This is a genomic window from Romboutsia sp. LXY-2 (genome assembly GCF_056171995.1).
Genome location: NZ_JBKFGI010000012.1, coordinates 40,005 through 64,315 on the forward strand (window position 1 = coordinate 40,005; position 24,311 = coordinate 64,315).

At 29.2% G+C, this 24,311-nt stretch carries 29 protein-coding genes; 4 read left to right on the forward strand and 25 right to left on the reverse strand.

Annotated features, from left to right (window positions below; all coding sequences use genetic code 11):
• Positions 1 to 186: 186 nt before the first annotated feature.
• From ACI48P_RS17280 to ACI48P_RS17390, 23 genes are all read right to left on the reverse strand, one after another.
• On the reverse strand, positions 187 to 1,407 hold the full coding sequence (locus ACI48P_RS17280; RefSeq protein ID WP_475218040.1) for a DUF4179 domain-containing protein: 1,221 nt from the start codon (positions 1,405 to 1,407) through the stop codon (positions 187 to 189).
• A gap of 12 nt (positions 1,408 to 1,419) precedes the next feature.
• Complete coding sequence (locus ACI48P_RS17285; RefSeq protein WP_475218042.1) at positions 1,420 to 1,944, reverse strand: sigma-70 family RNA polymerase sigma factor; 525 nt, start codon at positions 1,942 to 1,944, stop codon at positions 1,420 to 1,422.
• 223 nt (positions 1,945 to 2,167) lie between these two features.
• Positions 2,168 to 3,379, reverse strand: a complete 1,212-nt coding sequence (locus ACI48P_RS17290; protein WP_475218044.1) for a GNAT family N-acetyltransferase — start codon at positions 3,377 to 3,379, stop codon at positions 2,168 to 2,170.
• Between the two features lie 275 nt (positions 3,380 to 3,654).
• Positions 3,655 to 3,837 (reverse strand): hypothetical protein, encoded by a 183-nt coding sequence (locus ACI48P_RS17295; protein ID WP_475218046.1) that lies wholly within the window; start codon positions 3,835 to 3,837, stop codon positions 3,655 to 3,657.
• 26 nt (positions 3,838 to 3,863) lie between these two features.
• The gene (locus ACI48P_RS17300) at positions 3,864 to 4,514 is read right to left on the reverse strand and encodes a DUF2812 domain-containing protein (protein ID WP_475218048.1); all 651 of its coding nucleotides are present in this window, start codon (positions 4,512 to 4,514) and stop codon (positions 3,864 to 3,866) included.
• Positions 4,515 to 4,517: 3 nt separating this feature from the next.
• The gene (locus ACI48P_RS17305; protein WP_475218050.1) at positions 4,518 to 4,850 is read right to left on the reverse strand and encodes a PadR family transcriptional regulator; all 333 of its coding nucleotides are present in this window, start codon (positions 4,848 to 4,850) and stop codon (positions 4,518 to 4,520) included.
• 288 nt (positions 4,851 to 5,138) lie between these two features.
• Positions 5,139 to 7,352 carry a sensor histidine kinase gene (locus tag ACI48P_RS17310; RefSeq protein ID WP_475218052.1) on the reverse strand — a complete coding sequence of 738 codons (2,214 nt, stop codon included), beginning with the start codon at positions 7,350 to 7,352 and terminating at the stop codon, positions 5,139 to 5,141.
• A gap of 32 nt (positions 7,353 to 7,384) precedes the next feature.
• A complete protein-coding gene (locus tag ACI48P_RS17315; RefSeq protein ID WP_475218054.1) occupies positions 7,385 to 8,086 on the reverse strand; it encodes a response regulator transcription factor in 702 nt (233 codons plus the stop codon).
• A 301-nt stretch (positions 8,087 to 8,387) separates the two neighbouring features.
• Positions 8,388 to 8,576, reverse strand: a complete 189-nt coding sequence (locus ACI48P_RS17320; protein WP_475218056.1) for a hypothetical protein — start codon at positions 8,574 to 8,576, stop codon at positions 8,388 to 8,390.
• A gap of 17 nt (positions 8,577 to 8,593) precedes the next feature.
• Entirely contained in the window at positions 8,594 to 8,962 is a 369-nt protein-coding gene (locus tag ACI48P_RS17325) for a hypothetical protein (protein WP_475218058.1), read from the reverse strand.
• A gap of 29 nt (positions 8,963 to 8,991) precedes the next feature.
• Positions 8,992 to 9,759 (reverse strand): hypothetical protein, encoded by a 768-nt coding sequence (locus tag ACI48P_RS17330; RefSeq protein WP_475218060.1) that lies wholly within the window; start codon positions 9,757 to 9,759, stop codon positions 8,992 to 8,994.
• 174 nt (positions 9,760 to 9,933) lie between these two features.
• Positions 9,934 to 10,503, reverse strand: coding sequence for a GNAT family N-acetyltransferase (locus ACI48P_RS17335; RefSeq protein ID WP_475218061.1), 570 nt, complete (start codon positions 10,501 to 10,503; stop codon positions 9,934 to 9,936).
• Between the two features lie 138 nt (positions 10,504 to 10,641).
• Positions 10,642 to 11,904: an MFS transporter gene (locus ACI48P_RS17340; protein WP_475218063.1), complete on the reverse strand. Its 1,263-nt coding sequence runs from the start codon at positions 11,902 to 11,904 to the stop codon at positions 10,642 to 10,644.
• A gap of 430 nt (positions 11,905 to 12,334) precedes the next feature.
• On the reverse strand, positions 12,335 to 12,478 hold the full coding sequence (scfA, locus tag ACI48P_RS17345; protein ID WP_007789995.1) for a six-cysteine ranthipeptide SCIFF: 144 nt from the start codon (positions 12,476 to 12,478) through the stop codon (positions 12,335 to 12,337).
• A 66-nt stretch (positions 12,479 to 12,544) separates the two neighbouring features.
• Positions 12,545 to 12,907 carry a TIGR04086 family membrane protein gene (locus ACI48P_RS17350; RefSeq protein WP_475218066.1) on the reverse strand — a complete coding sequence of 121 codons (363 nt, stop codon included), beginning with the start codon at positions 12,905 to 12,907 and terminating at the stop codon, positions 12,545 to 12,547.
• A gap of 55 nt (positions 12,908 to 12,962) precedes the next feature.
• Positions 12,963 to 13,253, reverse strand: coding sequence for a preprotein translocase subunit YajC (gene yajC / locus ACI48P_RS17355; RefSeq protein WP_475218068.1), 291 nt, complete (start codon positions 13,251 to 13,253; stop codon positions 12,963 to 12,965).
• A gap of 86 nt (positions 13,254 to 13,339) precedes the next feature.
• A complete protein-coding gene (tgt, locus tag ACI48P_RS17360) occupies positions 13,340 to 14,461 on the reverse strand; it encodes a tRNA guanosine(34) transglycosylase Tgt (RefSeq protein WP_475218070.1) in 1,122 nt (373 codons plus the stop codon).
• A gap of 18 nt (positions 14,462 to 14,479) precedes the next feature.
• Complete coding sequence (locus ACI48P_RS17365) at positions 14,480 to 14,968, reverse strand: phosphate-starvation-inducible PsiE family protein (RefSeq protein ID WP_475218072.1); 489 nt, start codon at positions 14,966 to 14,968, stop codon at positions 14,480 to 14,482.
• Between the two features lie 8 nt (positions 14,969 to 14,976).
• Positions 14,977 to 16,002 carry a tRNA preQ1(34) S-adenosylmethionine ribosyltransferase-isomerase QueA gene (gene queA / locus ACI48P_RS17370; RefSeq protein ID WP_475218074.1) on the reverse strand — a complete coding sequence of 342 codons (1,026 nt, stop codon included), beginning with the start codon at positions 16,000 to 16,002 and terminating at the stop codon, positions 14,977 to 14,979.
• Positions 16,003 to 16,110: 108 nt separating this feature from the next.
• Entirely contained in the window at positions 16,111 to 17,127 is a 1,017-nt protein-coding gene (gene ruvB, locus ACI48P_RS17375; RefSeq protein WP_475218076.1) for a Holliday junction branch migration DNA helicase RuvB, read from the reverse strand.
• A 54-nt stretch (positions 17,128 to 17,181) separates the two neighbouring features.
• Positions 17,182 to 17,784 carry a Holliday junction branch migration protein RuvA gene (ruvA, locus tag ACI48P_RS17380; RefSeq protein ID WP_475218078.1) on the reverse strand — a complete coding sequence of 201 codons (603 nt, stop codon included), beginning with the start codon at positions 17,782 to 17,784 and terminating at the stop codon, positions 17,182 to 17,184.
• Entirely contained in the window at positions 17,777 to 18,286 is a 510-nt protein-coding gene (gene ruvC / locus ACI48P_RS17385; RefSeq protein ID WP_475218080.1) for a crossover junction endodeoxyribonuclease RuvC, read from the reverse strand. Before ruvC ends, ruvA begins: the two co-directional genes overlap by 8 nt.
• A gap of 135 nt (positions 18,287 to 18,421) precedes the next feature.
• Positions 18,422 to 19,021 carry a hypothetical protein gene (locus tag ACI48P_RS17390; RefSeq protein WP_475218082.1) on the reverse strand — a complete coding sequence of 200 codons (600 nt, stop codon included), beginning with the start codon at positions 19,019 to 19,021 and terminating at the stop codon, positions 18,422 to 18,424.
• Positions 19,022 to 19,180: 159 nt separating this feature from the next.
• On the opposite strand from ACI48P_RS17390, the gene ACI48P_RS17395 reads away from it, so the two are divergent.
• Positions 19,181 to 19,501: a hypothetical protein gene (locus ACI48P_RS17395; protein WP_475218084.1), complete on the forward strand. Its 321-nt coding sequence runs from the start codon at positions 19,181 to 19,183 to the stop codon at positions 19,499 to 19,501.
• A gap of 160 nt (positions 19,502 to 19,661) precedes the next feature.
• Here ACI48P_RS17395 and ACI48P_RS17400 read toward each other — a convergent pair whose 3' ends face one another.
• Entirely contained in the window at positions 19,662 to 20,384 is a 723-nt protein-coding gene (locus ACI48P_RS17400; RefSeq protein WP_475218086.1) for a YebC/PmpR family DNA-binding transcriptional regulator, read from the reverse strand.
• A 97-nt stretch (positions 20,385 to 20,481) separates the two neighbouring features.
• A complete protein-coding gene (gene nadE, locus ACI48P_RS17405; RefSeq protein ID WP_475218088.1) occupies positions 20,482 to 21,237 on the reverse strand; it encodes an NAD(+) synthase in 756 nt (251 codons plus the stop codon).
• Between the two features lie 171 nt (positions 21,238 to 21,408).
• Between nadE and ACI48P_RS17410 the strand changes: the two genes are divergently transcribed.
• The 3 genes from ACI48P_RS17410 (at position 21,409) to ACI48P_RS17420 (ending at position 24,306) form a co-directional block, all read left to right on the forward strand.
• Positions 21,409 to 21,777, forward strand: coding sequence for a sulfite exporter TauE/SafE family protein (locus tag ACI48P_RS17410; protein WP_475218090.1), 369 nt, complete (start codon positions 21,409 to 21,411; stop codon positions 21,775 to 21,777).
• Positions 21,777 to 22,157 carry a sulfite exporter TauE/SafE family protein gene (locus tag ACI48P_RS17415; protein WP_475218092.1) on the forward strand — a complete coding sequence of 127 codons (381 nt, stop codon included), beginning with the start codon at positions 21,777 to 21,779 and terminating at the stop codon, positions 22,155 to 22,157. The genes ACI48P_RS17410 and ACI48P_RS17415 overlap by 1 nt, the downstream gene beginning before the upstream one ends.
• A 220-nt stretch (positions 22,158 to 22,377) precedes the next feature.
• Positions 22,378 to 24,306 carry a hypothetical protein gene (locus tag ACI48P_RS17420; RefSeq protein ID WP_475218094.1) on the forward strand — a complete coding sequence of 643 codons (1,929 nt, stop codon included), beginning with the start codon at positions 22,378 to 22,380 and terminating at the stop codon, positions 24,304 to 24,306.
• Positions 24,307 to 24,311: the final 5 nt, after the last annotated feature.

Consider the following 24,311-nt stretch of genomic DNA (forward strand, 5'->3'; position numbering starts at 1 on the left):
TAATAACATATCTACTATCTAGGTTCTATATACCATAAATTATGAAATTGAAACTTATAAAATATTAATCTTTGCTTTTAAATTACATCACCACTTTTAACCCGAAATTATAATATATTAAAAAACCTAAGAGACGATTAATTTCTAACCACTCTTAGGTCTTTTTATATATTTAACTAAAATATTTTATCTATTTAATTCTATTCTCACATCACTATGTTCTATATACTTTGTTTTATCTTTATCATCTACGGATATCTTCATTACTATAGCTTTTTCATTTCCCTGTAAGTCTGCTTCCTTTATAAATTGCATACTATAGCCATCACCACTTCCACTTCCTGATCCACCAATAAAGTTACCATTCTCATCAAATACCTCTAATGTTGGAGGTGACTGATGTCCTTTTTCATACATATTCACATTAGAGTTGTATCTGTACTTTATTTTTGCAGATACAGGAGAAACTCTAACACTTTCAATAATTAAAGTACCATCGTAGCCTTTATAATCAACTATGATTTCTTTATTTAGAGTATATACATCTATATTTTCCATTATTTTAGCACCATTTATATTCGCTCTAAACTCCCACATTATGGAGTCTTTATTGCTACTATTTTCATTTAAATTTTCTTCTAATACCTTAGAATCTTCTTCAAGCTGAATACCTTGACTTGTTATGTTTGTATCACCTACTAATTCCTTATCCCCAATTCCTACTTTTCTATATGTGAAATCATTAAATATTATTCTCACGTCATAGTCTAATTCTGTATTTATATTATCTAAAATAGGATGTTCTTTATCTGGATGACCATCATTATTTGTATCTATCATGTCTAAAGCTGACTTTATTAATATATCTTGGCTTCCATCTTTATTATTTATATAATCAAATGAACTTGTTGTACCTGGATACACCATATTATTTATAATTATTGTAGGTGTATTCAAGTCAATACTTGTATTCTTATTATTAAATCCTTTCCCTAATTTGCTATAATCAAAGTCCTTTGTATCTAGGTTTAAACTTAAAATCATCTGTCCATCATCAAGCATTAATTCTTTTAAGGTAAGTTTCATACCTCCATTCATTACGTCTTGGTTCACCGACACCTTGAAACCTTTAAATTCTTCAGTATCCTTTCTTAAAAACATTTCGATTTGCCTACCAATATTCTCTATATATGCCCAAGTAGTCTCACTACTAAATACTATACCACCAAGTACTATAATACCAACACTTGCTATTGCTACAAGCTTCTTATTAGCTACTTTTTTCTTACTAACTGATTTTCTCATCCTAGACTTTATATTATCTTTTTCTTCTTTTGTTAGTATTACTTCATCAAATTTATCTTCATCTATTCTCATATCATTGAACATATCAAATTTATCTTTCATCTTCCAACCTCCTTATGACTTGTATAAATTTCTCAATTTTTTCCTACCTCGAGATATACGATTATATAAATTATTTACGCTTGTATTTTCTTCTTTTGCTATATTTTCTAAGCTAATATCATCTATATAATATTGTTTAAAGATTTTTTTATCACGTTCCCCTAAATTGCTTAATAAATCCTCAACTTCTTCTTCTAGCTCTCTAAGTACTAAATTATTATCTAAATACACGACAGTATTTTCATCTATTTCACAGTTTTGTTTTTCTCTTATGTACTTTTTCTTGTAGTTTATAGCTTTATACTTTGATATACATCCAATCCAGTTTCTTAGTGTACCTTTACTTTCATCAAATTTGTCAATATTATCCCATATAGCTAACAAAACGTCATTGATACACTCTCCTTCATAACTTCTAAGCTCTCCTAAATATTTTCTAGTGATAGCTGCTATAAACTCACCATAATCATCTACTAGCATCTCAATTCCCTTTTCTTTTTTCTTTCGTATATATTTTATAAGTAACTTATCCCTCAATTTTTTTCCTCCTCATTGTGAAGCCTTCACACTAATAAATACAATTATAATTACCATTTCCTATCATAAATTTATAAATTTCATAAAAAATTTGCTTCGCTCATGTATAATATCCTTCAGCATAAAAAATCCTCACAAATAGAAATAGTCGTATCTATTTGTGAGGATTTTATTTAACTTTTATACTTATTAAGTATGATAGAATTCTTTTCTGTGGTCAATTCTAAAAATAATCCGAAAAATACGGAGTTTGTTGCTCTATTGCATCTTCTAACATATCTAAAGTTTGATGGCTACAAGTAAGACGTCCTATTTTATGAAGATAATCAGGGCGCTTGTACCCTAACAACATTGTAGTCATCGTCTGAATATCTACTTTATCATCAGTTTTACTTGATGCACGAATAATTTCTCCCTTTCCTTCATTTGAAATGCGTAGTGTAAAAGTTCCTTGGTTCCAAGAAAGAATAGGATCATCCATTATAAAAGTCCATTCTCTATCTATAGTATCTGGCTTAAAAGGATATTGCTCTATAAATTTCTCCAAATCAACAATTCTAGCCATAAAGTAAGGAGAAATTGTTTCTTTAATGTCTGCATCCTCTAATAAAAATGCAAGAGGTTCATCAGTATAAGTATTACCTATAACCTTTGTTATCATTGAAAAATGAGCACTTATAAAATTCCATAGACCACTACGAGCTTCTTCATTAACAAAAATCATGTCTTTAATATGAAAAACCTCATCTTTTATACCATAAAGTACATAACCATCCGGCTCATTATCTTCACTATAGTAAACAGCAGCCATTAAATCATCTGAATCCCAAAGTAAATATTCATTCCAGGCTAATTCATCACGTAATAAGGCTCCATGAGTTTTAATAGCAAAGCGCTCATAAGCTTTTTTTACTTCTTCACTTTCTACATCTACTCTCTCTACTTCTCCAGATACTCGTTTATTCTTAGGCAATTGATAGTCATTAATTTCAAATGTAATTTTGTCAGATACAATTTCCCAACCTTTTCTACGATAATAAGGAATAGAGTATGGATATAAATAAGATATAGTTTGTTCTTTTTCTTTCATATTCTTTAAGGATTGATATAATAGCTTATGCATAAGTCCTTGGTTTGCATACTCTGGATAAGTACCCACTCCAGTAAGTCCACCCATATCATATGTTTTATTGAATATACGAACTTTCATAGGATATACAGCGACTTGAGATATTAATTTATCACCATCAAACCATCCCCAAACATCTGCTTGTTCTAAGGTTGGTAGTTTCGCCCTAATTATTTCTTTCTCTTCCCAACCAACCTCTTGTAATTCTTGGTCAGTCACTTGAAAAACATATCTTAATAGTTGGTTATATTGCTCAAGATGCTCCAACCCAACATTTTTCATTTTTAATGGTCTTCTTCTACCCATATTGAGCAGCCTCTCTTTCTTATTCTTCTGTTGTTTTAAAATTTAACAATTGTTATATATTCAATTATTTATCTGAAAGTCTCTTAAATTAATATTTTTATTCTTATAATAATGATAAACCTGTGTGCTACACCTAGGTCAATATTATTTTTATACACTTATCTTATTGTTTGATATTTATGAATTTATATTCAATATTATTTCCAAGTATTTCATTTATACTTTTTAAATTTATAATCTTTACTTTTAATACTCTAGTCCTTGCTACTAAAATTTTACATTGATTCTTTTAGTGTATACTCCTTAATTATTGCTACAATTATTATAGAAAAAGAAAAACCTACCATAAAGCAAGACACATGATCTAATACAGCGCTGTTCATATGTTTAAAAGCATTACCTACTACAAAACTACCTAACCCCAACATAAATAACTTATTATTTTTTAATTTTTTCATAACCAATGCCTCCTTCATTTATATTTTTAGTGCATAAATATATCAAAAAAGCTTATTATACTGTATAAAACTATTAATATAACGCACATTGCTGACAATGTATAAAATCTACTATAGTCTTTAATTTTACTTTTATAATGTTCTTTTACGCCCGACTTCCTCATATCTTTAATTTTTAATTGAATCTTAACAGCTAATCCTAAGGTTAATAAACTACAAGCTAAGTTTACATATGAGGTCCAAGCATACGGATAATGCATTCGTAAAAACTGTGCGTAATTTATGCCAAATATTATCAAGTTCATAATACCAACAATAGTTAGTAATCGCTTTTGAACACCTAATCTTCCCATTGTTCTACCTTGTTCATTACTTATTATAGCTAAGGTATCTACTCCTTCTTCTCCTCTAAAATAATAATATCCATTAGAGGTATCTACATACTCTAATCCAACATCCGAGTACATTAACTTATATTCTTCATCTATATTGCTATCTTCTTTCATATCAATACAATAAGTGTAGTTTTTCGGATCACCTTTTTTAAATATATAATACATACAAAATTTAACATTAACTAAATGATATCCATCCTTAGACATTTGTGATAACCAATTAGTTTCATTCTCTTCTTGACCTGCTAAGAAAAATTTAAATATCTTCTTATATCCACTCATATATTAATCCTCCAAATTTTCTAGAATTGACTTTCCATCTCTAACTTGCAGCTTTAATCTTTCGTATTCTAGCTTCAATATTTCTTTTCCTAATTGCGTTAACTTATAACTCTTTCTTCTTTCATCTTCTGTCACTACCTGTTCTATTAGCCCATCTTTCACTAACTTGCTAGTTGCACCATATAAAGTTCCTGGTCCTAACTTAACCTTTCCCGACGTCATTTCATCTACATTTTGCATTATCTTATATCCATGAATTGGCTCAATCATAGATAGTAGGATATAGTAGGTTGCCTCTGTCAGTGGTATATATTTTTGTATCATCTTTTCACTCATTTTTAATCTCCTTCAATATTTTTATATTAAATACTATTTATATCACCTTGCGTTCTATCGCCATACAATCTATCGAATAACAATCTATCGTCTATCGATATATCGTATATCTATATAGTATCCACATTCCTCCAAAAGTGTCATAGTATAAATAAATTAATATATATTTTTAATTTTATACATGTGTAAAATATAATTATCTAAGCTATAGTAGTTTCCTTACACGTAAAAAAACAGGCTATATTCGCTGTTACGATATAACCTGTTTTTTTTAATTTTTAGTAATGGCTACTTTTCTATATTAAATTCTACAATTGACTTGAATAAATCTCCATCAATTTCAATATTAAAGTCACCGCCTTGAATTCTAACTAAATCTCTAGCTATAGCTAATCCTAATCCACTGCCTTCCGTATTTCTAGCTTCATCCCCTCTTTTAAACCTCTCCATAATCTCCTCAGGATTAAAGTTTAGCTCATATGATGATATATTTTTAGTAGTTAGCTTAACCTTGTCATTTTCAACTATTAAATCAATATATACCCTTGTATTTTCCAAAGAGTACTTAACAACATTAGAAATTACATTTTCTAATACCCTATATAGTCTTTTACCATCTGCTTTAATGAATACTTTTTCTTCTGGTAAACTTAGCCTAATGTCTAATTTTGATGCTGATATTTTCTCTTCTATCTCTCCAATACTTTGTCTAATTAATTGGCCCAAATCTATTTTTTCCATATTTAACTCCATAGTACCACTACTTACTTTACTTGCCTCAAATAAATCTTCTATTAAGACTTTCAACCTTTTTGACTTAGCATCAAGAACATTTACATAGTCTTTTACATGTTCTGGCTCTATATTGTCTTCTTTTTTTATTAGCTCTACATAATTTATTATAGAAGTTAGAGGCGTCTTTAAATCGTGAGAAACATTTGTAATAAGCTCTGACTTCATTCTCTCACTTCTTAACTGATTTTCTATAGAGTTATCAAGACCTTCACCTATATTGTTGATATCTTCAGCTAAGATTGTAAAATTATCATTGCCCTTAATCCCTATTTTATAGTCTAGTTCTCCATCTTTAATACGCTTTGTACCTTCCATTATCTCATTTAGGTATACTAATTTTTTTATTATGTAATATGCAAATAATGTTAAAATAATTGTAAAAACAGCACCTATAAATATTACCCAGCCAGGGCTAAAATACCATCCCCAATAATCTCTAGCATACATATACAATCCAAATAAAGCTACAAAATTTATCCCTACGCAAATTATTAATAAATATATTATTCTTTTAATTAAAGGAATTTTTTTAGTTGATTTTCTTAATTTGAAAATCCCATTACTAAGTAACTTTATTAATCTTACAGTTATGCTTAACTTTATTAAATCTGAAGCTTTATCCATGCTTTCCATATGTTTTATAATCAGGTATGCAATTATAATTAATGTAAATATAGTTAATATGAATATTGCCATTATATTTATACCTAATAGTAACACCAAAACATTTAATAATAAGCATATTATCCATAATCCTATTATTATTTTTACTAAGCCTGATCCTTTATCCATGTTTTTTATTTGTTTTATAATTATATAAGCCATAAAAATTAGTATAAATGTTGCCATAGAGTTTACAGCTAACAATTCGAAATCAAACCAATAAATACTAAAACTTATTATATATATATATATTACTGGTAGCAATAAACCTAAAACTATTTCTATAGGTATTTTGTTATACAGATTCATAATTTTACTGTCTTTATCTAGTAAATTAACATTAATTTTTTTAAATATAACCACAGAAATCACAAAAACAATTAGAGAAACAATATCTAATAAAGCTATTGCCTTAAACTTTTGCACATCTCTATTAAATTGATTGCTATTCCAATAAATATTATCACCACCAACTAACTTGTAAGGTATTGATATGTATATTTCACAATCTCCAACTTGCACTAAATCCCCTATATTAGAATTTACATTAGTGTTTTCATAAACCTTATCATTTATTGTTTTTGTATACTCAGTATAATAATCTTTTGATTTTATTTGTAAAAAATAATATCCTTTATCCTTTTTAATGAACTCATTTTTATCTTTATTTTCAGTGTTTGTGTAATATACTCCAGTTTCATTATTTATTACCATAAACTTCATATTCTTATAATCGCTAAGATCTCTTTTTACAGTCTCAATTTCTTCTTCAAAACCTTTTTTAGTTTCTTCATCTAAGCCTTCAGTACTTTGAACTGATTTAGTTAATTGAAATACCAATGGTCTTATAGTTGCTTCATCAAATGCCTTACTTTTATAAAAATCATCTTCTATTATCTTTTTATCTTCATGCATATAACTACTTACTACACCATTACTTTGGTTTGCCATCCCAAATGTGGCTGGGATACTTGCTATTATTATTGATAAACTCATTATTGCTAGTATTAAAAATACAAACTTAATTCCCTTATTATTTTTCAAATATATTCACCTCTTATATAATCTTTTGCTACCTATAATTTTTCAATCTTATATCCAATTCCCCATACCACCTTCAAGTATCTAGGTTCCTTTGGATTTATTTCAATTTTCTCTCTTCTTCTTCTTATATGTACTGCCACTGTATTTTCAGCATTAAAGCTATCTTCTTTCCAAACTTTTTCATAAATTTCATCTATTGAGAAAACTCTTCCCCTATTTGCTAATAACAAATTAAGAATTTTAAATTCTATAGGCGTTACTTTCACAATCTCTCCATCGACATATACTTCTTTTGTTGATAAGTTAAGGGATAGTCCCCCACTTTTTAAAATATTATTACTTTCATTATCATGATTTTTATAATTACCTAAATCTACATATCTTCTAAGGTTTGACTTTACCCTTGCAATAAGCTCTAATAAATTAAATGGCTTTGTAATATAATCATCCGCCCCAACATTTAAACCTATTATTTTGTCTGTGTCCTCACTTTTAGCTGAAACCAAAATAATCGGTATATTTTTTTCTTCCCTAATTTTTATAGTTGCTTTTATTCCATCTAGTTTTGGCATCATAATGTCCATTAAGATTAAGTGTATTTCATTTTTAACTAATACCTCCAAAGCTTCCATACCATTGTAAGCCTTGTAAACCTTAAGTCCTTCATTTCTAAGAAATATATCTATAGATTCTACTATCTCTTTGTCATCATCAACTACTAATATATTATACATTTTTTACGTTCCCTCTCTCCCCTATCATTTAGCACTAAATCATTATACAATACCTCCTCGATTTTTCATAATCTACCACTTGTCATCTAGCTAATTACTTATTTACTCATATAATAAAATACAATTATTACAAAATATTAATCTAATTCTTACGATTTTCTTACAATTACAAAATTAAAAATTCGATTCGCCTGAGCAACTATGTCTGCATATCAATTCATGTCGTCAAAATTTCATTACATACAAAAAGAGATATTTTAAGATTTTATCCTTAAAATACCTCTATAAGTTATCAACATATTTACTTAAACTTCTCAGGTTTTTCTACTCTTGATGCAATAATATATCCACAATCTGTACAAATATAGTGAATAACATTTGAACCAAATGTCATTAATAAATTGTCTGCTGGATATACTCTTCCATGACCCATTTGCTTTCCTTCTCCTATTTCATTACTTCCACATAGTGGACATACATCTACTCTCATGATTTCCCCCTTAATTTTTATATAAATATAGTTTGTTTATGTAATAAATCATAAATAGCTATTTGATTGCAGTATCTCCCTACTTCTATAGCTTCTTTTTTGCTTTCTATTACTACTGATATATCATAATTTAGCTTATCTTTATCTTTTTCAAACCATCCACCTAAATATAGATAATAGTCTTTCCCTTCGATTTTAATGTACTTAGTCTCTAGTATAAATTTAAGCATCTGGGTTTCATCCATACCTATATTTATTAATGGTGTTATACTTACCACATAACCACTTGTAGGTACAAATAACTTTCCATCACTATTTTCCCTAACTGTAAAATCTTTTTTATTATCTATAGATTTATTAACATATTCCACAATTTCTAAACTCATAATAATGTACCTATCTTCCTACACCTGATTTACATTTTTTCATCAATAGTGTATTTTTTTACTAATCCATTATTATATTCTGCAACTAAATGTATTTTATATTTATCAAAGATTAAATCTTTTTTCTTCAATTCCAAATTGTAAGAATTTAATCTTGAGTCTTTTTCTAGCTCATATTTCTTAGTACTATTTTCATATTGTACTTCTACGTACAAGTTTTTTATTAAAAAGTCATCACTTTTAACAAAATTATTTGTATAAGGATCATATACACTAACAGCATAACCTTCTCCATTAGAAAATTCACAGCTCCAATTATCAAGTGCACCAGTGTATTCAAATTCATCTATAACCTGTATATTAGAACTTTCTTGAACGTCTCCCTTAGTTAGTATTTTATACTCATAGCTCTTAGCTTGTTCTAGTACCATACTACCTTCATATGACAATCCATCTTTGGCTTCTAGTTCTACCTCTATCCACTCTTTTGCATTAGTATCTTTATAAGCAAGCACAGGGTAGCTATTTTTATCTAATCTGTTTAACTCTATTTTTATATCAAGCGTAGTTGTAAATTTTAAATTATCAATATTTCCTATGCTAAAGCTACTTGCACTTACTAATTTGTTAGATTCTTCTTCCTCCGATATTTTGCTATATATTCCCTCTACATTAGATTTTATTTCATTCAAATCATTTTTTAAATCACTTATTTCACTTGAAAGACTTTCTATTCTTAAAAAACTAAAAAATAATATAATACAAAGAGCAATTACTATATTACTCTGTCTATTCAATAATATCCCTCCTAATTTTATTACTCAATTTTATATTATAAACCTTTAATGCCTCAATTAACAATTATATCATAGTGATTTCTTTAACACTTATAACAATCTAAAAAATATAAAAGGATATCTTAACAAAAATGTTAGGATATCCTTTTATATTTTTAATACTTATATTTAGTTTTACAGGTTAATTTTCAGCTTTTCTGCTTCCCATTCTCTTCTTAATAAATCCATATAAACAGCATCAGAAAATTCACCATACCTACTGTCATAATAAGCATCTCTTATTTTACCTATTTCTTTAAACCCAAGTTTTTTATACAATTCTTTAGCTCTTTTATTATCAATCATTGTAGTTAATTCGATTTTATTTAAATTTAAAAATCTAAACATAAAATCTATAAAATGATACAGTGAATCTAACCCGTATCCCTTCCCTTGATCATCAAGCTCACATATCTTTATTCCTAACTCAGCCTTTTGGTTCCTCTTATCCCAATCACTATAATTTATCTCACCAACTGGCCTTAATCCATCTTTTTTACAGATAATAAATCTTTTACTAGATGGAAACATGGTAGTATCTTCAACATCCTTCAGTATATTAATCTTTATAGCATCTTGACTCTGAAGAACTCCAAAAACATGAGTAGCATGTTCCATCAAAATTTCATTATTCCACCATTTATATAAATATTCCTCATCACCTAACTCAAGCTGCCTAATTACAATATTCTTTCCATGAATCATAAGCTTTTTATCCCCCTTGTTTGCTTAGTATAACTCACAAATGCACATCATACTAATTTATACATATATGCTATACAATCCTCTAAATAACTAGATTTTTATGCCTTAACCTCATCAAACATACTAACAGCGATTTAATTATCTCATTATATCCTCTAGATTTTGGGTTTTGGGATTGTAATTTAAAACCTTTTTGGTACTACTACTAAAGAATATAGGTATCGTACCTAAAATACAAATAACGAAACATATAATCATGACAGTTCTTGGATAAAATACATCACCTAAAACTCCACCAATTAAAGTTCCTATAGGGTGTATTGCCATACAACATGTCATGGTTATCGACATAACCTTTCCTCTCATATCCTGAGGTACAGTAAGCATAATAGCTGATGTACTCACAGTATTAGATACAGTATTAAAGAAGCATGCTATGAAGAAGCATATACACATAATATAAAATCTATTAATAACTACTCCTAAAAAGAAAAATATACTTTGTAAAAGTAGAGCTGATAACATTGTTTTTGCTCTATTTTCTGGTTTTATCTTTATATTTGTAAGAATAATACTCGCTAATATTATTCCAACACTTTCAAAAGCTGTTATAACACCAAACTTAGCTACACCTAAGTTTGGATCCATATTAAACCAAGGTTTCATCAAAATAGAAAATATAGCAAAGAAAAAGTTTAAACCAAGGGCAATACCTAATAATATTACCAATCCTCTAAATCTAAAAGTAAATTTTAGCCCTTCTTTAAAATCTTCTCTTAAAGTTATCTCTGTATTTTTTCTCTCTACCTTAGGTACATCAATAAATACCTCACTTATAGTAGATAATATATAACTTATTCCATTAAATAAAAACATAGCCCCTGCACCAATAGCAGAATAAATAAAACCGCCACCCATAGTTCCTATCATACTAGTTGTTGAAGTTGATATTTGCTGTGCTGAATTAGCCCTTACAATATTATCACTAGAAACCAAATCGGGTATAACCGAACTCATCGCAGGGTTAAAAAAAGCAGAACACACTCCACAAATAATACCAACTACTATTACCATCCACACTTTTAAGAAATTATTGAATGCGGCATATCCAACAAACAACATCCCTATACCTCTAATAAAATCCCCTAAAAGTATAAGCTTTTTCCTATCAAACCTATCTACAATAACACCTGCAAAAGGACCAATAACAAGCCTCGGAATGCTAACTGCAGCCATCAATATCCCCATTACAGTAGATGATCCAGTCTTATCTAAAACCCAAAACCCTAATGCAATAGAATAAAAAGCATCCCCCAAGCAAGAAACTAACTGACCTTGCCATAACAAGAAAAAATTCTTATTCCAAAGCTTATTTTTCTTATCAACACCTACACTATCCAATACAATCCCCCAATTCTTATATTCTTATTAAATATAGCTTTGATAAATTCACTTACTAAAATACCTAGAATTTATCAAAGCTATACTCCTACACATATAACATATTTCTAAATCCAAAGATATATACTTCTGTATCTTGTTTATATAATCCTTTAATCATTATTATATAAATCTTTTCTTATCAAAATATTTCTAAAACAAAAAGAGATGACACAAAGTGTCATCTCCCATATATCATTTCTAAAGTAAGTCCAAATTAAAGCCTAACGGATAGGCTTAGCCCAGGGTGTAGGCGGAGGGAACGAAATAAATTGCAATATAGAACCCATTCGCAAGCCCGAACTTGGCTTGCATGGGTCTATATGCAATTTAATATATTCCCGGAGCCACACCCCCAGCGAAGCCGCCGTTAAAGCTTAATTGTATCTTACTATCTTTCGCACTCTTGGTTTGCAACTGTGCAAGAAGTTTTACAAGCTGATTGGCAAGATGTTTGACATTCTCCACATCCACCTTTAGCAGCACTCTCTTTTAAAGTAGCTTTAGATAAAGTTTTTACATGCTTTTTTTCCATTTTGACTACCTCCTATTTCTAATTAATACCTATTGATTATATCACATATTTACCATATTTGGAACTTTATTTAAAGTTCACACCTAGCACTCCACCGATACCACCAGATAGGCATGTTAACAGTACCTTATATAGTACACCAACTTCGAAATTGAATGTGTCCTTTGCTAAAAATACTACTAATATAAGGCATACTATGTAAATAAATCCAACTAAAAGACCATATAAAAGACCTTTTTCTTTTATGTGCTTCGCTGCATAAAAACCTCCAAAAGCAGACGATAGTGTAGTTATAAATGCAGTAGCCATTGCGATTGATTGTCCCGAAACACTCGTAAAAGTAAGTAGTAAATTGTAGATTAGCAAAATAGCCAATGTGATTATGTAAGCATATCCTAAACCTTTTAAAACATGATTTGTTTTTTCCATAAAAATACCCCCTCTCAAAATAATTATATTCCGAAGGGGGTATTAAAATTCCTAATTATTCAACATCTTCAGTTTTAGATTCAACTGTAGCTATAGCCCACTTTTCAAATGGCACTTTAGTTCTGTTAGGACCTAACTCTAATACTACGAAGTCTTCTTCTATTTTAGCAACATTTGCTATTATTCCACCAACAGTAGTTACTTTATCACCAACTGTTAATGATTCTCTCATATCTTTTAGCTTTTGCTCTTTCTTCTTTTGTGGTCTTATGAATAAGAAATAGAATACAGCAAATATAGCAGCATACATTATTATTACTGTTATTAATGATGTTCCTCCTGGCATTTTATTCACTCCTTTGTTAAATTTAATAATAAATTTCTTTACACCAATTATTATATATTAAAATAAATGTAATTAATAGTACAATCCTATAATTTATATCCATACTTTGTAAAGAATTCATCTTTGAAGTCTAATAATCTATCTTCCATTATAGCTTCCCTTACTTGTTCCATTAATTTTAATAAGAAATGTAAGTTATGTGTAGTTATAAGTCTTGATGCTAATATTTCATTAGCTTTAACTAAATGTCTTATATATGCTCTTGTGTAGTTCTTACAGCAGTAGCAATCACACTCAGGATCAAGTGGTGTAAAATCTCTTGCATATTTTGCATTTCTAACAACTACCTTACCAACACTTGTCATAGCTGTACCATTTCTAGCTATACGAGTTGGAAGAACACAGTCAAACATATCTATTCCTCTTATAACACCTTCTAATAAATCATCAGGGCTACCAACACCCATTAAGTATCTTGGCTTATCTTCAGGCATTAAAGGTACTGTATAATCTAATACTTCATACATTAAGTCTTTTGGTTCACCAACGCTAAGTCCACCTACTGCATATCCTGGTAAATCTAATTCTAGGATTTCTTTAGCAGATTGCTCTCTTAAGTCTTTGTACATTCCACCTTGTATTATTCCGAATAATGCTTGGTTTTCTGTATTTTTGTGAGCTTCTTTACATCTCTTTAACCATCTTGTAGTTCTTTCTAAAGAATTTTTAACGTATTCTCTATCTGCTGGGTATGGAGCACATTCATCAAATGCCATCATTATATCTGAACCTAGAGCATTTTGTATTTCCATAGCTTTTTCCGGGCTTATAAAATGCTTAGAACCATCTATATGAGATCTAAAATGAACTCCTTCTTCTGTTATCTTTCTAAGTGGTCCAAGACTGAACACTTGGAATCCACCACTATCTGTAAGTATTGGCTTATCCCAATTCATGAACTTGTGTAATCCACCAGCTTCTTTTACAAGGTCATGTCCTGGTCTCATATATAAGTGATAAGTATTACTTAATATTATTTGAGATCCTATTTCTTTTAACTCTTCTGGTGTCATAGATTTAACTGTTGCTTGAGTTCCAACAGGCATGAATATAGGTGTTTCTATAACTCCATGTGGAGTATGAAGTCTACCTAATCTAGCACCACTTTGCTTACAAGTTTTTATAAGTTCATATCTAACTGCATGCATTTTTATTTCTCCTTAGTTTTAATGTTTAGTCGCACTTGTTTCTTCTTCTATCTTAGATGTTTCTTCGATTTCTTCCGAATCATCATAATGTATACTTGTTACATTTAAATTACTATTATCATTAGTTAATAGATATTTTCTTATTGCAAATAATCCTGCTATTGCAATTACACCTAGTAACACATCTCCCATACCTTCACTCTTAGGTAATAATAACATTTTTCTAGCTATAGCATAAAGTAATACCTCTAATAATGCTCCTGGTATATGAAGCGAAAGCATTACTACAAGCTCTACTCCTATAACTAAAAGTAGTATTTGACCTAACATATCATTTAATTGACTATATTGAACTGGATTTTGGAAGTCTACTATATATGCACTCCATATCATCCTTAAAACATCTATTGTTCCTAAAAAAACTGCAAGTAAAACAACCATCGCTAATATATATTCAAATACATAAGCAATTCTCAATGATAGGTTATTTTTATCTATATTTTTCATACGCCCCCCTATTTAATTATCATCGCATCTCCAAAACTGAAGAATCTATATTTCTCTTTTACCGCTGTATTATATGCGTTTAGTACACTTTCTTTTGATGAAAGAGCACTTACTAACATTATTAATGTTGATTCTGGTAAATGGAAGTTAGTTATAAGTCTATCTACTATTTTAAACTTATATCCTGGATATATAAATATATTTGTCCATCCACTAGTTTCTTTTATTTTTCCATCTTCATCACTAGCAGATTCTACAGTTCTACAACTTGTAGTTCCAACACATATTACTCTATTTCCATTTTCCTTAGCTTTGTTTATCTTCTCAGCTGCTTCTTTACTAACCATATAATATTCTGAATGCATCTCATGTTCTAATACATCATCTACTTTAACTGGTCTAAATGTTCCAAGACCTACATGTAAAGTTACAAAGGCAATGTCTACACCTTTATCTTTTATAGCTTTCAGTAATTCTTCAGTAAAGTGTAATCCTGCTGTAGGTGCAGCCGCAGAACCACTATGTTTAGAGTAAACAGTTTGATATCTTTCTCTTTCCTCTAATCTTTCTGTTATATATGGAGGTAGTGGCATATTTCCTAGTTCATCTAATACTTCTTCAAATATTCCTTCATAGTGGAATTTGATCAGTCTAGAACCTTCTTCTGCTAACCCTACTACTTCTCCTATAAGTTTTCCATTTCCAAAAGAGAATTTGGTTCCTATTTTTGCTCTCTTTCCTGGCTTAACTAAAGCTTGCCAAGTATCTTCTTCTGTTCTTTTAAGTAATAAGAACTCTATTTTACCTCCAGTATCAACCTTTTCTCCTATTAATCTAGCAGGTATTACTCTAGTATTATTTAGGACTAAACAGTCTCCTGGATTTAAGTAATCAATTACATTTTTAAATATTTTGTGCTCAATATTTCCTGTTTCTCTATCAAGAACCATTAGCTTAGAGCTAGATCTATCTAATACGGGAACTTGAGCGATTAATTCTTCTGGTAAATCAAAGTAAAAGTCGCTTGTCTTCAATGTTGGAACTTCCTTTCTGCAAAAATTATACAACTACCATAATAGCAAAAAACACACAACTTTTCTATAAAAAGTATATTTCTTGTTGCATATTTCGTGTATATTTGTCTATTTTTGTGGATAAGGTATGTTTAAATGTTCATATGCACGAGGCATTGCACTTCTTCCTCTAGGACCTCTATTGATAAAACCTAATTGAAGTAAGTATGGCTCATAAACATCTTCTATTGTATTTCTATCTTCACCAGTAGATGCAGCTATAGTATCTAATCCTACAGGGCCACCTCTAAACTTCTCAATTATAGTACGTAATAATTTTTCATCTACATCATCTAGTCCCAAGCTATCTACACCTAAAAGTTCTAGTGCATCACTTGCTACCTGATCAGTAATATTTCCATCTGCTCTAACTTGAGCATAGTCTCTTACTCTTTTTAATAGTCTATTTGCTATTCTTGGTGTTCCTCTTGAACGCTTAGCTATTTGTAATGCTCCACCTGCTTGTATTTCAGTTCCTAATATAACAGCAGATCTCATTACTATTTGTGCAAGTTCTTCTTCTGTATAATAATCAAGCTTACATATAACACCAAATCTATCTCTAAGAGGGTTAGTCAGCATTCCAGCTCTAGTTGTTGCTCCTATTAAAGTAAATTTAGGTAAATCAAGTCTTATACTTCTAGCAGAAGGTCCTTTACCTATTATTATATCCAAACAAAAATCTTCCATAGCTGGATATAAAACTTCTTCTACACTTCTATTTATTCTGTGTATTTCATCTATAAATAAAACATCATTTTCATTTAAGTTAGTAAGTATTGCAGCTAAATCTCCAGCTCTCTCTATCGCAGGACCTGAAGTTATTCTTAAGTTAACACCCATTTCATTGGCAATTATACTTGATAAAGTAGTTTTACCTAAACCTGGTGGTCCATATAATAATACATGGTCTAACTGCTCATTTCTACTTTTTGCCGCTTCTATAAATATACTTAGCTGTTCTTTTGCTTTTTCTTGTCCTAAATAGTCATCTAATGATTTAGGTCTTAGACTATTTTCTATATCAACATCTTCATTTTGCATTGTAGATGTTATTATCCTGTTTTCATCTTCAAAGTCAAACATTTATGTTCCCCCCTTATATTAAATCTTTTTAACAATTTGCTCACTGTATTAAATTTATCTTAATGATCTACTCATTATATAAGTTAATGATTTCTTTATTATATCTTCAGTATTTAGTCCATCTTTTTTACATGCTTCTACAGCTTCTTTGGCTTCTGTACTTGAATATCCAAGTGCAACTAAGGCATCTACAGCCTCATCTTTAGAAACTGCTATAGGAGCGTGTGACAGTAATGTTGGCTCAAACTCTACATTATTTTTATCAACCTTATCTTTTAGCTCAAGAACTATTCTCTCTGCAGTCTTTTTTCCTACTCCAGGTGCTTTAGAAAGTTTAACTACATCTTCACTTAAGATATAAGCTCCTAATTGTCCTGGTGATGCAAAAGATAATATACCTAGACCTACCTTTGGTCCTATTTTTGATACTGATGTAAGTAGCTCAAACATTTGTAATTCTTCTCTAGTTGAAAAGCCACAAAGACTCATATCATCTTCTCTTACAATTAACTTTGTATATATTTTAGCCATACTACCTAATTGTAAGTCTTTTATAGTATTTGATGAAACATTTATTTTATATCCTATATTATTATTTTCTATTACTACGCTATCTAAACGAATTTCTTCTATACTTCCTTTTATATAACTATACATATTTGCCCCCTATATTCTTTAATGTTTTTTCTAATTTATTTGCATGTGCATGACATATTGCTATTGCTAAGGCATCTGCCACGTCATCAGGTTTTGGCACTGATTTTAAATTTAAAAATGAAGTTACCATTTGCTGTACTTGGGCTTTTTGAGCTCTACCATATCCTACTACACCTTGTTTAACTTGAAGTGGAGTATATTCATAAACTGGTTTTCCATTGTGAGCACATGCAAGCATTGTAACCCCCCTCGCTTGTGCAACAGTAATTGCTGTCTTAACATTTTTGTTAAAGAATAGTTCTTCTATTCCTACTTCATCTATATTGTAATTTTTTATTAATAAATCTATGCCTTTATATACAAGCTCTAATCTTTTTAAATTATCCATATGAGCTGGTGTTGTTACTGCTCCATAATCTATTACTTTAAATTTATTATTCTTATATTCCACTATACCGTAACCCACTATTGCTATTCCTGGGTCTATACCTAATATTATCATAATTTTATTATCCTTCCATAAAACTTATGTTCTGTATTATTATATCATATTAAGCATTGGTATTTTAACCTTTTGTTACCTTCGAAATAAAAAGACTATATATCACCTGGTTTGATGATATATAGTCTCATATCTTTAACTTCCAAAATTCTCTAGTTTAGAGTAAGCTTCCTCTTCGCTTTCTACTAATATACCTTCCTTAAGCTCATTTTGAACTGCTTTAGGTAAAACATATACGTGTATTTGAGTCTTTTCTATTAAAGACTTATTTCCACTTTCATCATATTTATAAAGGGCTACAAATCCATCACAATCTTCAAGTGAATACTTGCTAGCTTTAGAAGGGTCATTTACTTTTGCATTTTCTGATAAAACTATCTTGCTTTTTTGGATGCTTTCTATATCTCTTTCTGGATATTTATCAGTTAGGAAGGCTTTAATCTCTTCTTCACTTTTATTTAATAGTTCTTTTGGAACTGTACCTATCATCATAGATTGTCCTTCAACTAAACTTCCATCTTCTGATTTTTTTTCTACCCAAATTTCACAGCTCTCCATTAATTCAAATACTTCTTTTGAATTTTTGTTCACTATTTCCTCTGCGTTAGCTTTGTTTTTTTCTTTTCCTAAATCTCTAGTTTTGACTCCTATGTACATTCCGCTACTTAATACAAGTACTCCTACTAAGATTAATACTGGTATTTTCCATTGGAATGGTTCTTTTTTTTCAAACATAGTAAAACCTCCTTCTACATATTATTTTCACCATTGTAGGACTTTCTATACATTTAAGGTAATTTTTAGTAATTTTATACACTTATATTTTTATCTCATTTTCCAATTTTTATACATATTATAGATTATTCTCTATACTCTATATAAAGGAGGGATTTTATGAGTGCATACATTAGGTTAATTTATGATAGAATAGAGTTTTTAGAATTTAAGCAAAGCATTCTTTTTTTAAAACAACCTCAGCATAAAGCAGCAATTTTTGAAGAGCTAAGCTTAGAATGTTTTTTACAAATACGAGATTTTACTAAATCTATTTCAGAAAAAATATTAGCAGGGGAAAAGTATACTTTTGAAGAGTACGAAAAAGAGCTATTCCTACTATGGCCTCCTATCAAATCATATCCTTCATCTTCTGCTTTAGTTGCGAAAGCACTTATGGATAATGAAGTCTATAATTCACTATTTTCATATAGTAATTAATTTAAAGTACCAAATAAGAAATTAAGTTTTTTCTTATTTGGTACTTCTTTATTTTTAATCATAAAATTAGATACACTCTATTTTAATTTATTATTATTTTCTTACACGCAAAAAAGCCATATTGATTTACATCAATACGGCTTATGTATATGAATAATTATTATTCAGCTATTTCCCAGTTATGGTAAACATTTTGAACATCATCGTCATCTTCTAACATGTCAACTAATCTGTTCATGAACTTTAATTGTTCTTCTTCAGTTAATTCAGTAGTAGTTTGAGGTATTAACTTAACGTCTGCAGATATGAATTCATATCCTTTAGCTTTAAGTTCATCTCTAACTGCAGCAAAATCAGCAGGATCAGTTACTACTTCATATCCATCTTCTTCTACCATGAAGTCTTCAGCACCAGCTTCTAAAGCCACTTCCATTAATTCATCTTCAGATACTTCATCAGAAGCTTCTATTAATATTTGTCCTTTGTTATCGAACATGAATGATACACATCCACTAGTTCCTAAGTTACCACCATTCTTATCGAAGTAGTATCTTACGTTACCAGCAGTTCTGTTTTTGTTATCTGTTAATGTTTCAACTATAACAGCAACTCCACCTGGTCCGTATCCTTCGTAAACTATTGTTTCATAGTTTTCGTTAGCTCCAGCTCCAGCTCCTTTAGCTACTGCTCTATCTATATTATCATTAGGCATATTGTCTGCCTTAGCTTTATCTATAGCTGTTTTTAGAGCTGCATTGTATTCTGGATTTCCTCCGCCTTCTTTAGCTGCAACTGCTATTGCTCTAGCATGCTTAGTGAATATTTTTGCTCTTTTAGCATCTTGTTTACCTTTTTTGTTTATTATGTTTCCTATACGTCCCATAATTCCACTCCTTAATACGTATAATTGATTATATTATTATATATCTAACGTTTTAATATTACCCGTAAATTTTAGCATAAATCATCCAATTAGTAAATTAGAACTTAGGAGGTGCTGCTGCAGTATGTCTTTTATGCTCACTTATTCTGTGTAATCTAGCTATTATTTCTTGATCTTTTTGTGGAACTTCATCTAATCTTCCTTCAACTACCGCATCTATCATATCATATGTAGTTCCCATTTCTATTTCATCAGTTTGTCCTTCCCAAAGACCTGCTGAAGGAGCTTTATTTATAACATCTTCATGAACTCCTAATGCCTTAGCCCATTCATAAACTTCTCTTTTAGTTATGTTAGCAAGAGGAACTAAGTCAACTCCACCATCTCCGTGCTTTGTAAAGTATCCTGTATGTATTTCAGCCGCATTATCTGTACCTACAACTAAGTATCCTAAGTTATTTGCAACAGTATAAACAGTACTCATTCTAACTCTTGCTCTTAAGTTAGCATCAGATATTCTTAAATAGTCTTCTTTATATAAGTTCTTTTCTTTTAATCCATTTACTACTGTATTTAATATAGCATCTTGAGGTTCAGTTAAATCTAAATCAAGATATTCTATCCCACAACCATTGATTACCTTAAGTGCATCATCTCTATCTTTTGGGTTACTCTTTATGCTCATAATAACTCCCATAGAGTCATCCGGAAAAGCTTTTTTGATTAGGTAACATACAACAGCAGAATCTATTCCACCAGAAACCCCTACTACTAAACCTTTACAATTAGCTTCTTTTACCTTTTCCCTTAACCAATCAACTGTCTTATCTATTTTTTGATTAAAATCAGTCATATTTTTCTCCTCTCGTGCTTTTTACATTTTTTGTATAGATTTATTATATCATAATTTGGCTAATCTTATGTCTATAGACTAATCATATACAATCATTTATTTCTTTAAACAAATTACTACATAAATATATTTCTTACTTTGTGTAAAGACTAAAGTAAGAAGGTGATAACTATGAATAAAAAATATTTAAATCTTAATTTTAAAAATACAATAATAGGTTGTTTTACCGGATTTATCAATGGAGTTTTTGGATCTGGTGGAGGTACCCTTTTAGTTCCCATACTTAACAACATCCTTAAAGTTGAGGAACATAAATCTCATGCAACGGCTCTTGCAATAATTGTATTCTTAACATCTGCAAGTTCAGTTGTTTATGTCTCTAGAGGTACATATGATGTTAATTTAACACTTAAAGTAGCTGCTGGTAGCATAGTTGGTGGTATAGTTGGTGCTAAACTGTTGTGTAAGCTCACTGGAAAGTTTCTAAGAATTTCCTTTGGATTAATAATGATTATAGCTGCATTAAGGATGGTGTTTTAATGTTTTATGTTATACTTGGATTTTTTTCAGGAATAATTGGTGGAATGGGTATGGGTGGCGGAACTATACTAATACCTGCTCTTATATTATTTACAAGTATTGACCCTAAAATTGCTCAAAGTATAAATTTACTTTCATCTATACCTATGACTATATTTGCTTTAATAATTCATATTAAGTCAAAAAGCGTAGTTAAAGAATTAGTTCTTCCTATTGCTTTATTTGGAGTATTAGGAGCTATTGCAGGTTCTTTTGTTGCAAACTATATTTCATCAGAACATCTTAGAAAAATATTTGGTATTTTCTTATTAATAGTTGGTAGTATAGAAGTAAAAAAAGGAATTTCTCATCCAAAAAATACTGATTGTGAAAAAAAATAAAATTTAAGTTAACTCTGAAAATCAGATATTCTAATCAATTAATATCCTAAATCCTTAAAATATAAAAAAGTACCTATAGATATACTATCCTGGTTAATCTATGGGTACTTTTTTATAATTGAATACTCAAATTTAATTTTTCATTGTGATTTTTAAAAATATGTATTAGGTACATTTAATCGTAAAAGTCATATATTAAATTAGAGGGTGGTGATAATGTTTGTATGAAAAAAAATCAAAAAGTAAATTTTACCCTTATATAGTTGCTATTGCTGTATCAATTTATATTTCTACTCAAATAATCACACTAGCATCTACTGCAAATATTGGTGTAACTTTGCAAGAAGTTGCTCAAAAACAAAAATCAATTTTTGAATTTTTAATAAATCAAAGTATTGAAAATGCAGCTAGAGTATCTACTTATCCAAACATTATTGAAACCGGAAAATTATATAAAGATGACCTAATGCATATCTTGTCTTTTAATAACAATATTAAAATATATGATGTCGTATTTTTTGATTTAAAAGGTAATTTACTAACCGAAAACTATGAAGGATACACCTCCTTCCAATCAGTTTTTGGTAATTTAAGACCAGAGTCAATACTTGAACCTAGCGTTCAAAATATTAGATTTAGTGAACTTTATAATGATAATGTAATTGACATCTTAATTCCGGTTTTTGATAATAGTAAATTAGTAGGATTAATGTGGCAAGTTGAATCATTTGAGCGCATAGATTCAGCTATGAAGAATGTTTCTATATTATCAACTGGTGAATCTTATATTATAGACTCTACAGGTAAGGTTCTTACTGGATTAAAGTATGCAGATATTAGCAAATCACCTGTTACTTTGAAAGAAAATCGAATTCTAGATAATTCATTAGATGGTTTTGAAAAGAAAGCCTATCTTGATTATAGAGATGAATATGTATATGGCTATCATATTACTCTAAATTTAAATAGATGGAAATTAATAGTTGAGATAAATGAAGAAGAAGTTATTAATACTTCGAGTAATATAAATTCATTTTTAATAAGTTCTATTACACTTATATTAGCTACTTCAAAATTACTAGAACCACTTTATAATAATCTTAATTTAAGACTTAAAAATAAAAAATCTAATACTAAAAATGAAGATAATGGTTTTAGGCAAGGAAACCAAAATAATAGTATCTTTTGTAAGACAAAATCATATATTAAGTCTTGTTCGATACTTACATTTTATAAGAAGTATGCATCAATTTTTAATTTAATAATTTTAATTTTAATCTCTATCACTTCAATAATATCTATAGGAAAAATAAAAACAGATAATGATATTCAAAACAATTTAGATCTTTCAAATCAAGTTAATAAAAGGCTTATAAGTTATTATGTAAGTGAGGTAAAAGGGAATTTCTACTCTTCTAATAGGGCTGTCACCGAATTCAAAGATTTAGATTTAAAGTTTTTCTTAAATAGATCTCAAGAAACTAATAGTAACATACTAAATATTCTTCTTTTAGATGATTCAAATAATATTTACTTTAACAGTAGCAAAGATAATTTTAACCTTGAGTATGCAAATCAAGCTATAAAAAATAGTAATAAACTATATAATAATACAGGTATATCAGATATATTCTATGATGATAATTATGGACAGTATGTATTTTATTTAAGTGGAAGAGTATTAGATAATAAGACAAATAAATGGTATAACTCTATTGGAGTTGTTTCTGTAGATAATTTGCTAAATATATTATTATCTAATGAAATATATTCTTCAAAAATCATCACAATATTAAATAAAGAAAAAATATTATACTCTAACCAATATACACTAACAGAAATTCCTCAAGATGATTATTCTAACTTAAGAAATATTTTTTATTCCAGCAGCTTGTATAGTAACAGCATCTTTGATGTTAATAAATATAAAAATATTGAAGGTGTCGATGTATTTGGAAGCTATTCAAAAATTAATACTAACGATGTGTTAGTATATGGAAGCTACTCCTCTATTGCAGATACTGATTGGGAACTACTTTATGAAGAGCCTGTATCACTTGCAAAATCAAGAATCTATAAAGGTTCAATAGATTTATTAATAGAATTATGTTATCAATATGTTCAGACTATAATACAATCTCTTAGTTAAATATT

What these genes read in the sequence shown, in the direction of transcription:
- ACI48P_RS17315 (WP_475218054.1), bottom strand. Translation starts at nt 8,086, where the DNA reads ATGTATAATATATTAGTAGTTGATGATGACAAAGAGATAGTAGAATCT.
- ACI48P_RS17290 (WP_475218044.1), bottom strand. Translation starts at nt 3,379, where the DNA reads ATGGGTAGAAGAAGACCATTAAAAATGAAAAATGTTGGGTTGGAGCAT.
- ACI48P_RS17415 (WP_475218092.1), top strand. Translation starts at nt 21,777, where the DNA reads ATGTTTTATGTTATACTTGGATTTTTTTCAGGAATAATTGGTGGAATG.
- ACI48P_RS17335 (WP_475218061.1), bottom strand. Translation starts at nt 10,503, where the DNA reads ATGATTCATGGAAAGAATATTGTAATTAGGCAGCTTGAGTTAGGTGAT.
- yajC (WP_475218068.1), bottom strand. Translation starts at nt 13,253, where the DNA reads ATGCCAGGAGGAACATCATTAATAACAGTAATAATAATGTATGCTGCT.
- ruvC (WP_475218080.1), bottom strand. Translation starts at nt 18,286, where the DNA reads ATGATAATATTAGGTATAGACCCAGGAATAGCAATAGTGGGTTACGGT.
- ACI48P_RS17305 (WP_475218050.1), bottom strand. Translation starts at nt 4,850, where the DNA reads ATGAGTGAAAAGATGATACAAAAATATATACCACTGACAGAGGCAACC.
- ACI48P_RS17400 (WP_475218086.1), bottom strand. Translation starts at nt 20,384, where the DNA reads ATGGGACGTATAGGAAACATAATAAACAAAAAAGGTAAACAAGATGCT.
- ACI48P_RS17365 (WP_475218072.1), bottom strand. Translation starts at nt 14,968, where the DNA reads ATGAAAAATATAGATAAAAATAACCTATCATTGAGAATTGCTTATGTA.
- ACI48P_RS17410 (WP_475218090.1), top strand. Translation starts at nt 21,409, where the DNA reads ATGAATAAAAAATATTTAAATCTTAATTTTAAAAATACAATAATAGGT.
- nadE (WP_475218088.1), bottom strand. Translation starts at nt 21,237, where the DNA reads ATGACTGATTTTAATCAAAAAATAGATAAGACAGTTGATTGGTTAAGG.
- ACI48P_RS17280 (WP_475218040.1), bottom strand. Translation starts at nt 1,407, where the DNA reads ATGAAAGATAAATTTGATATGTTCAATGATATGAGAATAGATGAAGAT.
- ACI48P_RS17350 (WP_475218066.1), bottom strand. Translation starts at nt 12,907, where the DNA reads ATGGAAAAAACAAATCATGTTTTAAAAGGTTTAGGATATGCTTACATA.
- ACI48P_RS17295 (WP_475218046.1), bottom strand. Translation starts at nt 3,837, where the DNA reads ATGAAAAAATTAAAAAATAATAAGTTATTTATGTTGGGGTTAGGTAGT.
- ACI48P_RS17395 (WP_475218084.1), top strand. Translation starts at nt 19,181, where the DNA reads ATGAGTGCATACATTAGGTTAATTTATGATAGAATAGAGTTTTTAGAA.
- tgt (WP_475218070.1), bottom strand. Translation starts at nt 14,461, where the DNA reads ATGCATGCAGTTAGATATGAACTTATAAAAACTTGTAAGCAAAGTGGT.
- ACI48P_RS17390 (WP_475218082.1), bottom strand. Translation starts at nt 19,021, where the DNA reads ATGTTTGAAAAAAAAGAACCATTCCAATGGAAAATACCAGTATTAATC.
- ACI48P_RS17300 (WP_475218048.1), bottom strand. Translation starts at nt 4,514, where the DNA reads ATGAGTGGATATAAGAAGATATTTAAATTTTTCTTAGCAGGTCAAGAA.
- scfA (WP_007789995.1), bottom strand. Translation starts at nt 12,478, where the DNA reads ATGGAAAAAAAGCATGTAAAAACTTTATCTAAAGCTACTTTAAAAGAG.
- ruvA (WP_475218078.1), bottom strand. Translation starts at nt 17,784, where the DNA reads ATGTATAGTTATATAAAAGGAAGTATAGAAGAAATTCGTTTAGATAGC.
- ACI48P_RS17320 (WP_475218056.1), bottom strand. Translation starts at nt 8,576, where the DNA reads ATGAGAGTAGATGTATGTCCACTATGTGGAAGTAATGAAATAGGAGAA.
- ruvB (WP_475218076.1), bottom strand. Translation starts at nt 17,127, where the DNA reads ATGTTTGACTTTGAAGATGAAAACAGGATAATAACATCTACAATGCAA.
- ACI48P_RS17325 (WP_475218058.1), bottom strand. Translation starts at nt 8,962, where the DNA reads ATGAGTTTAGAAATTGTGGAATATGTTAATAAATCTATAGATAATAAA.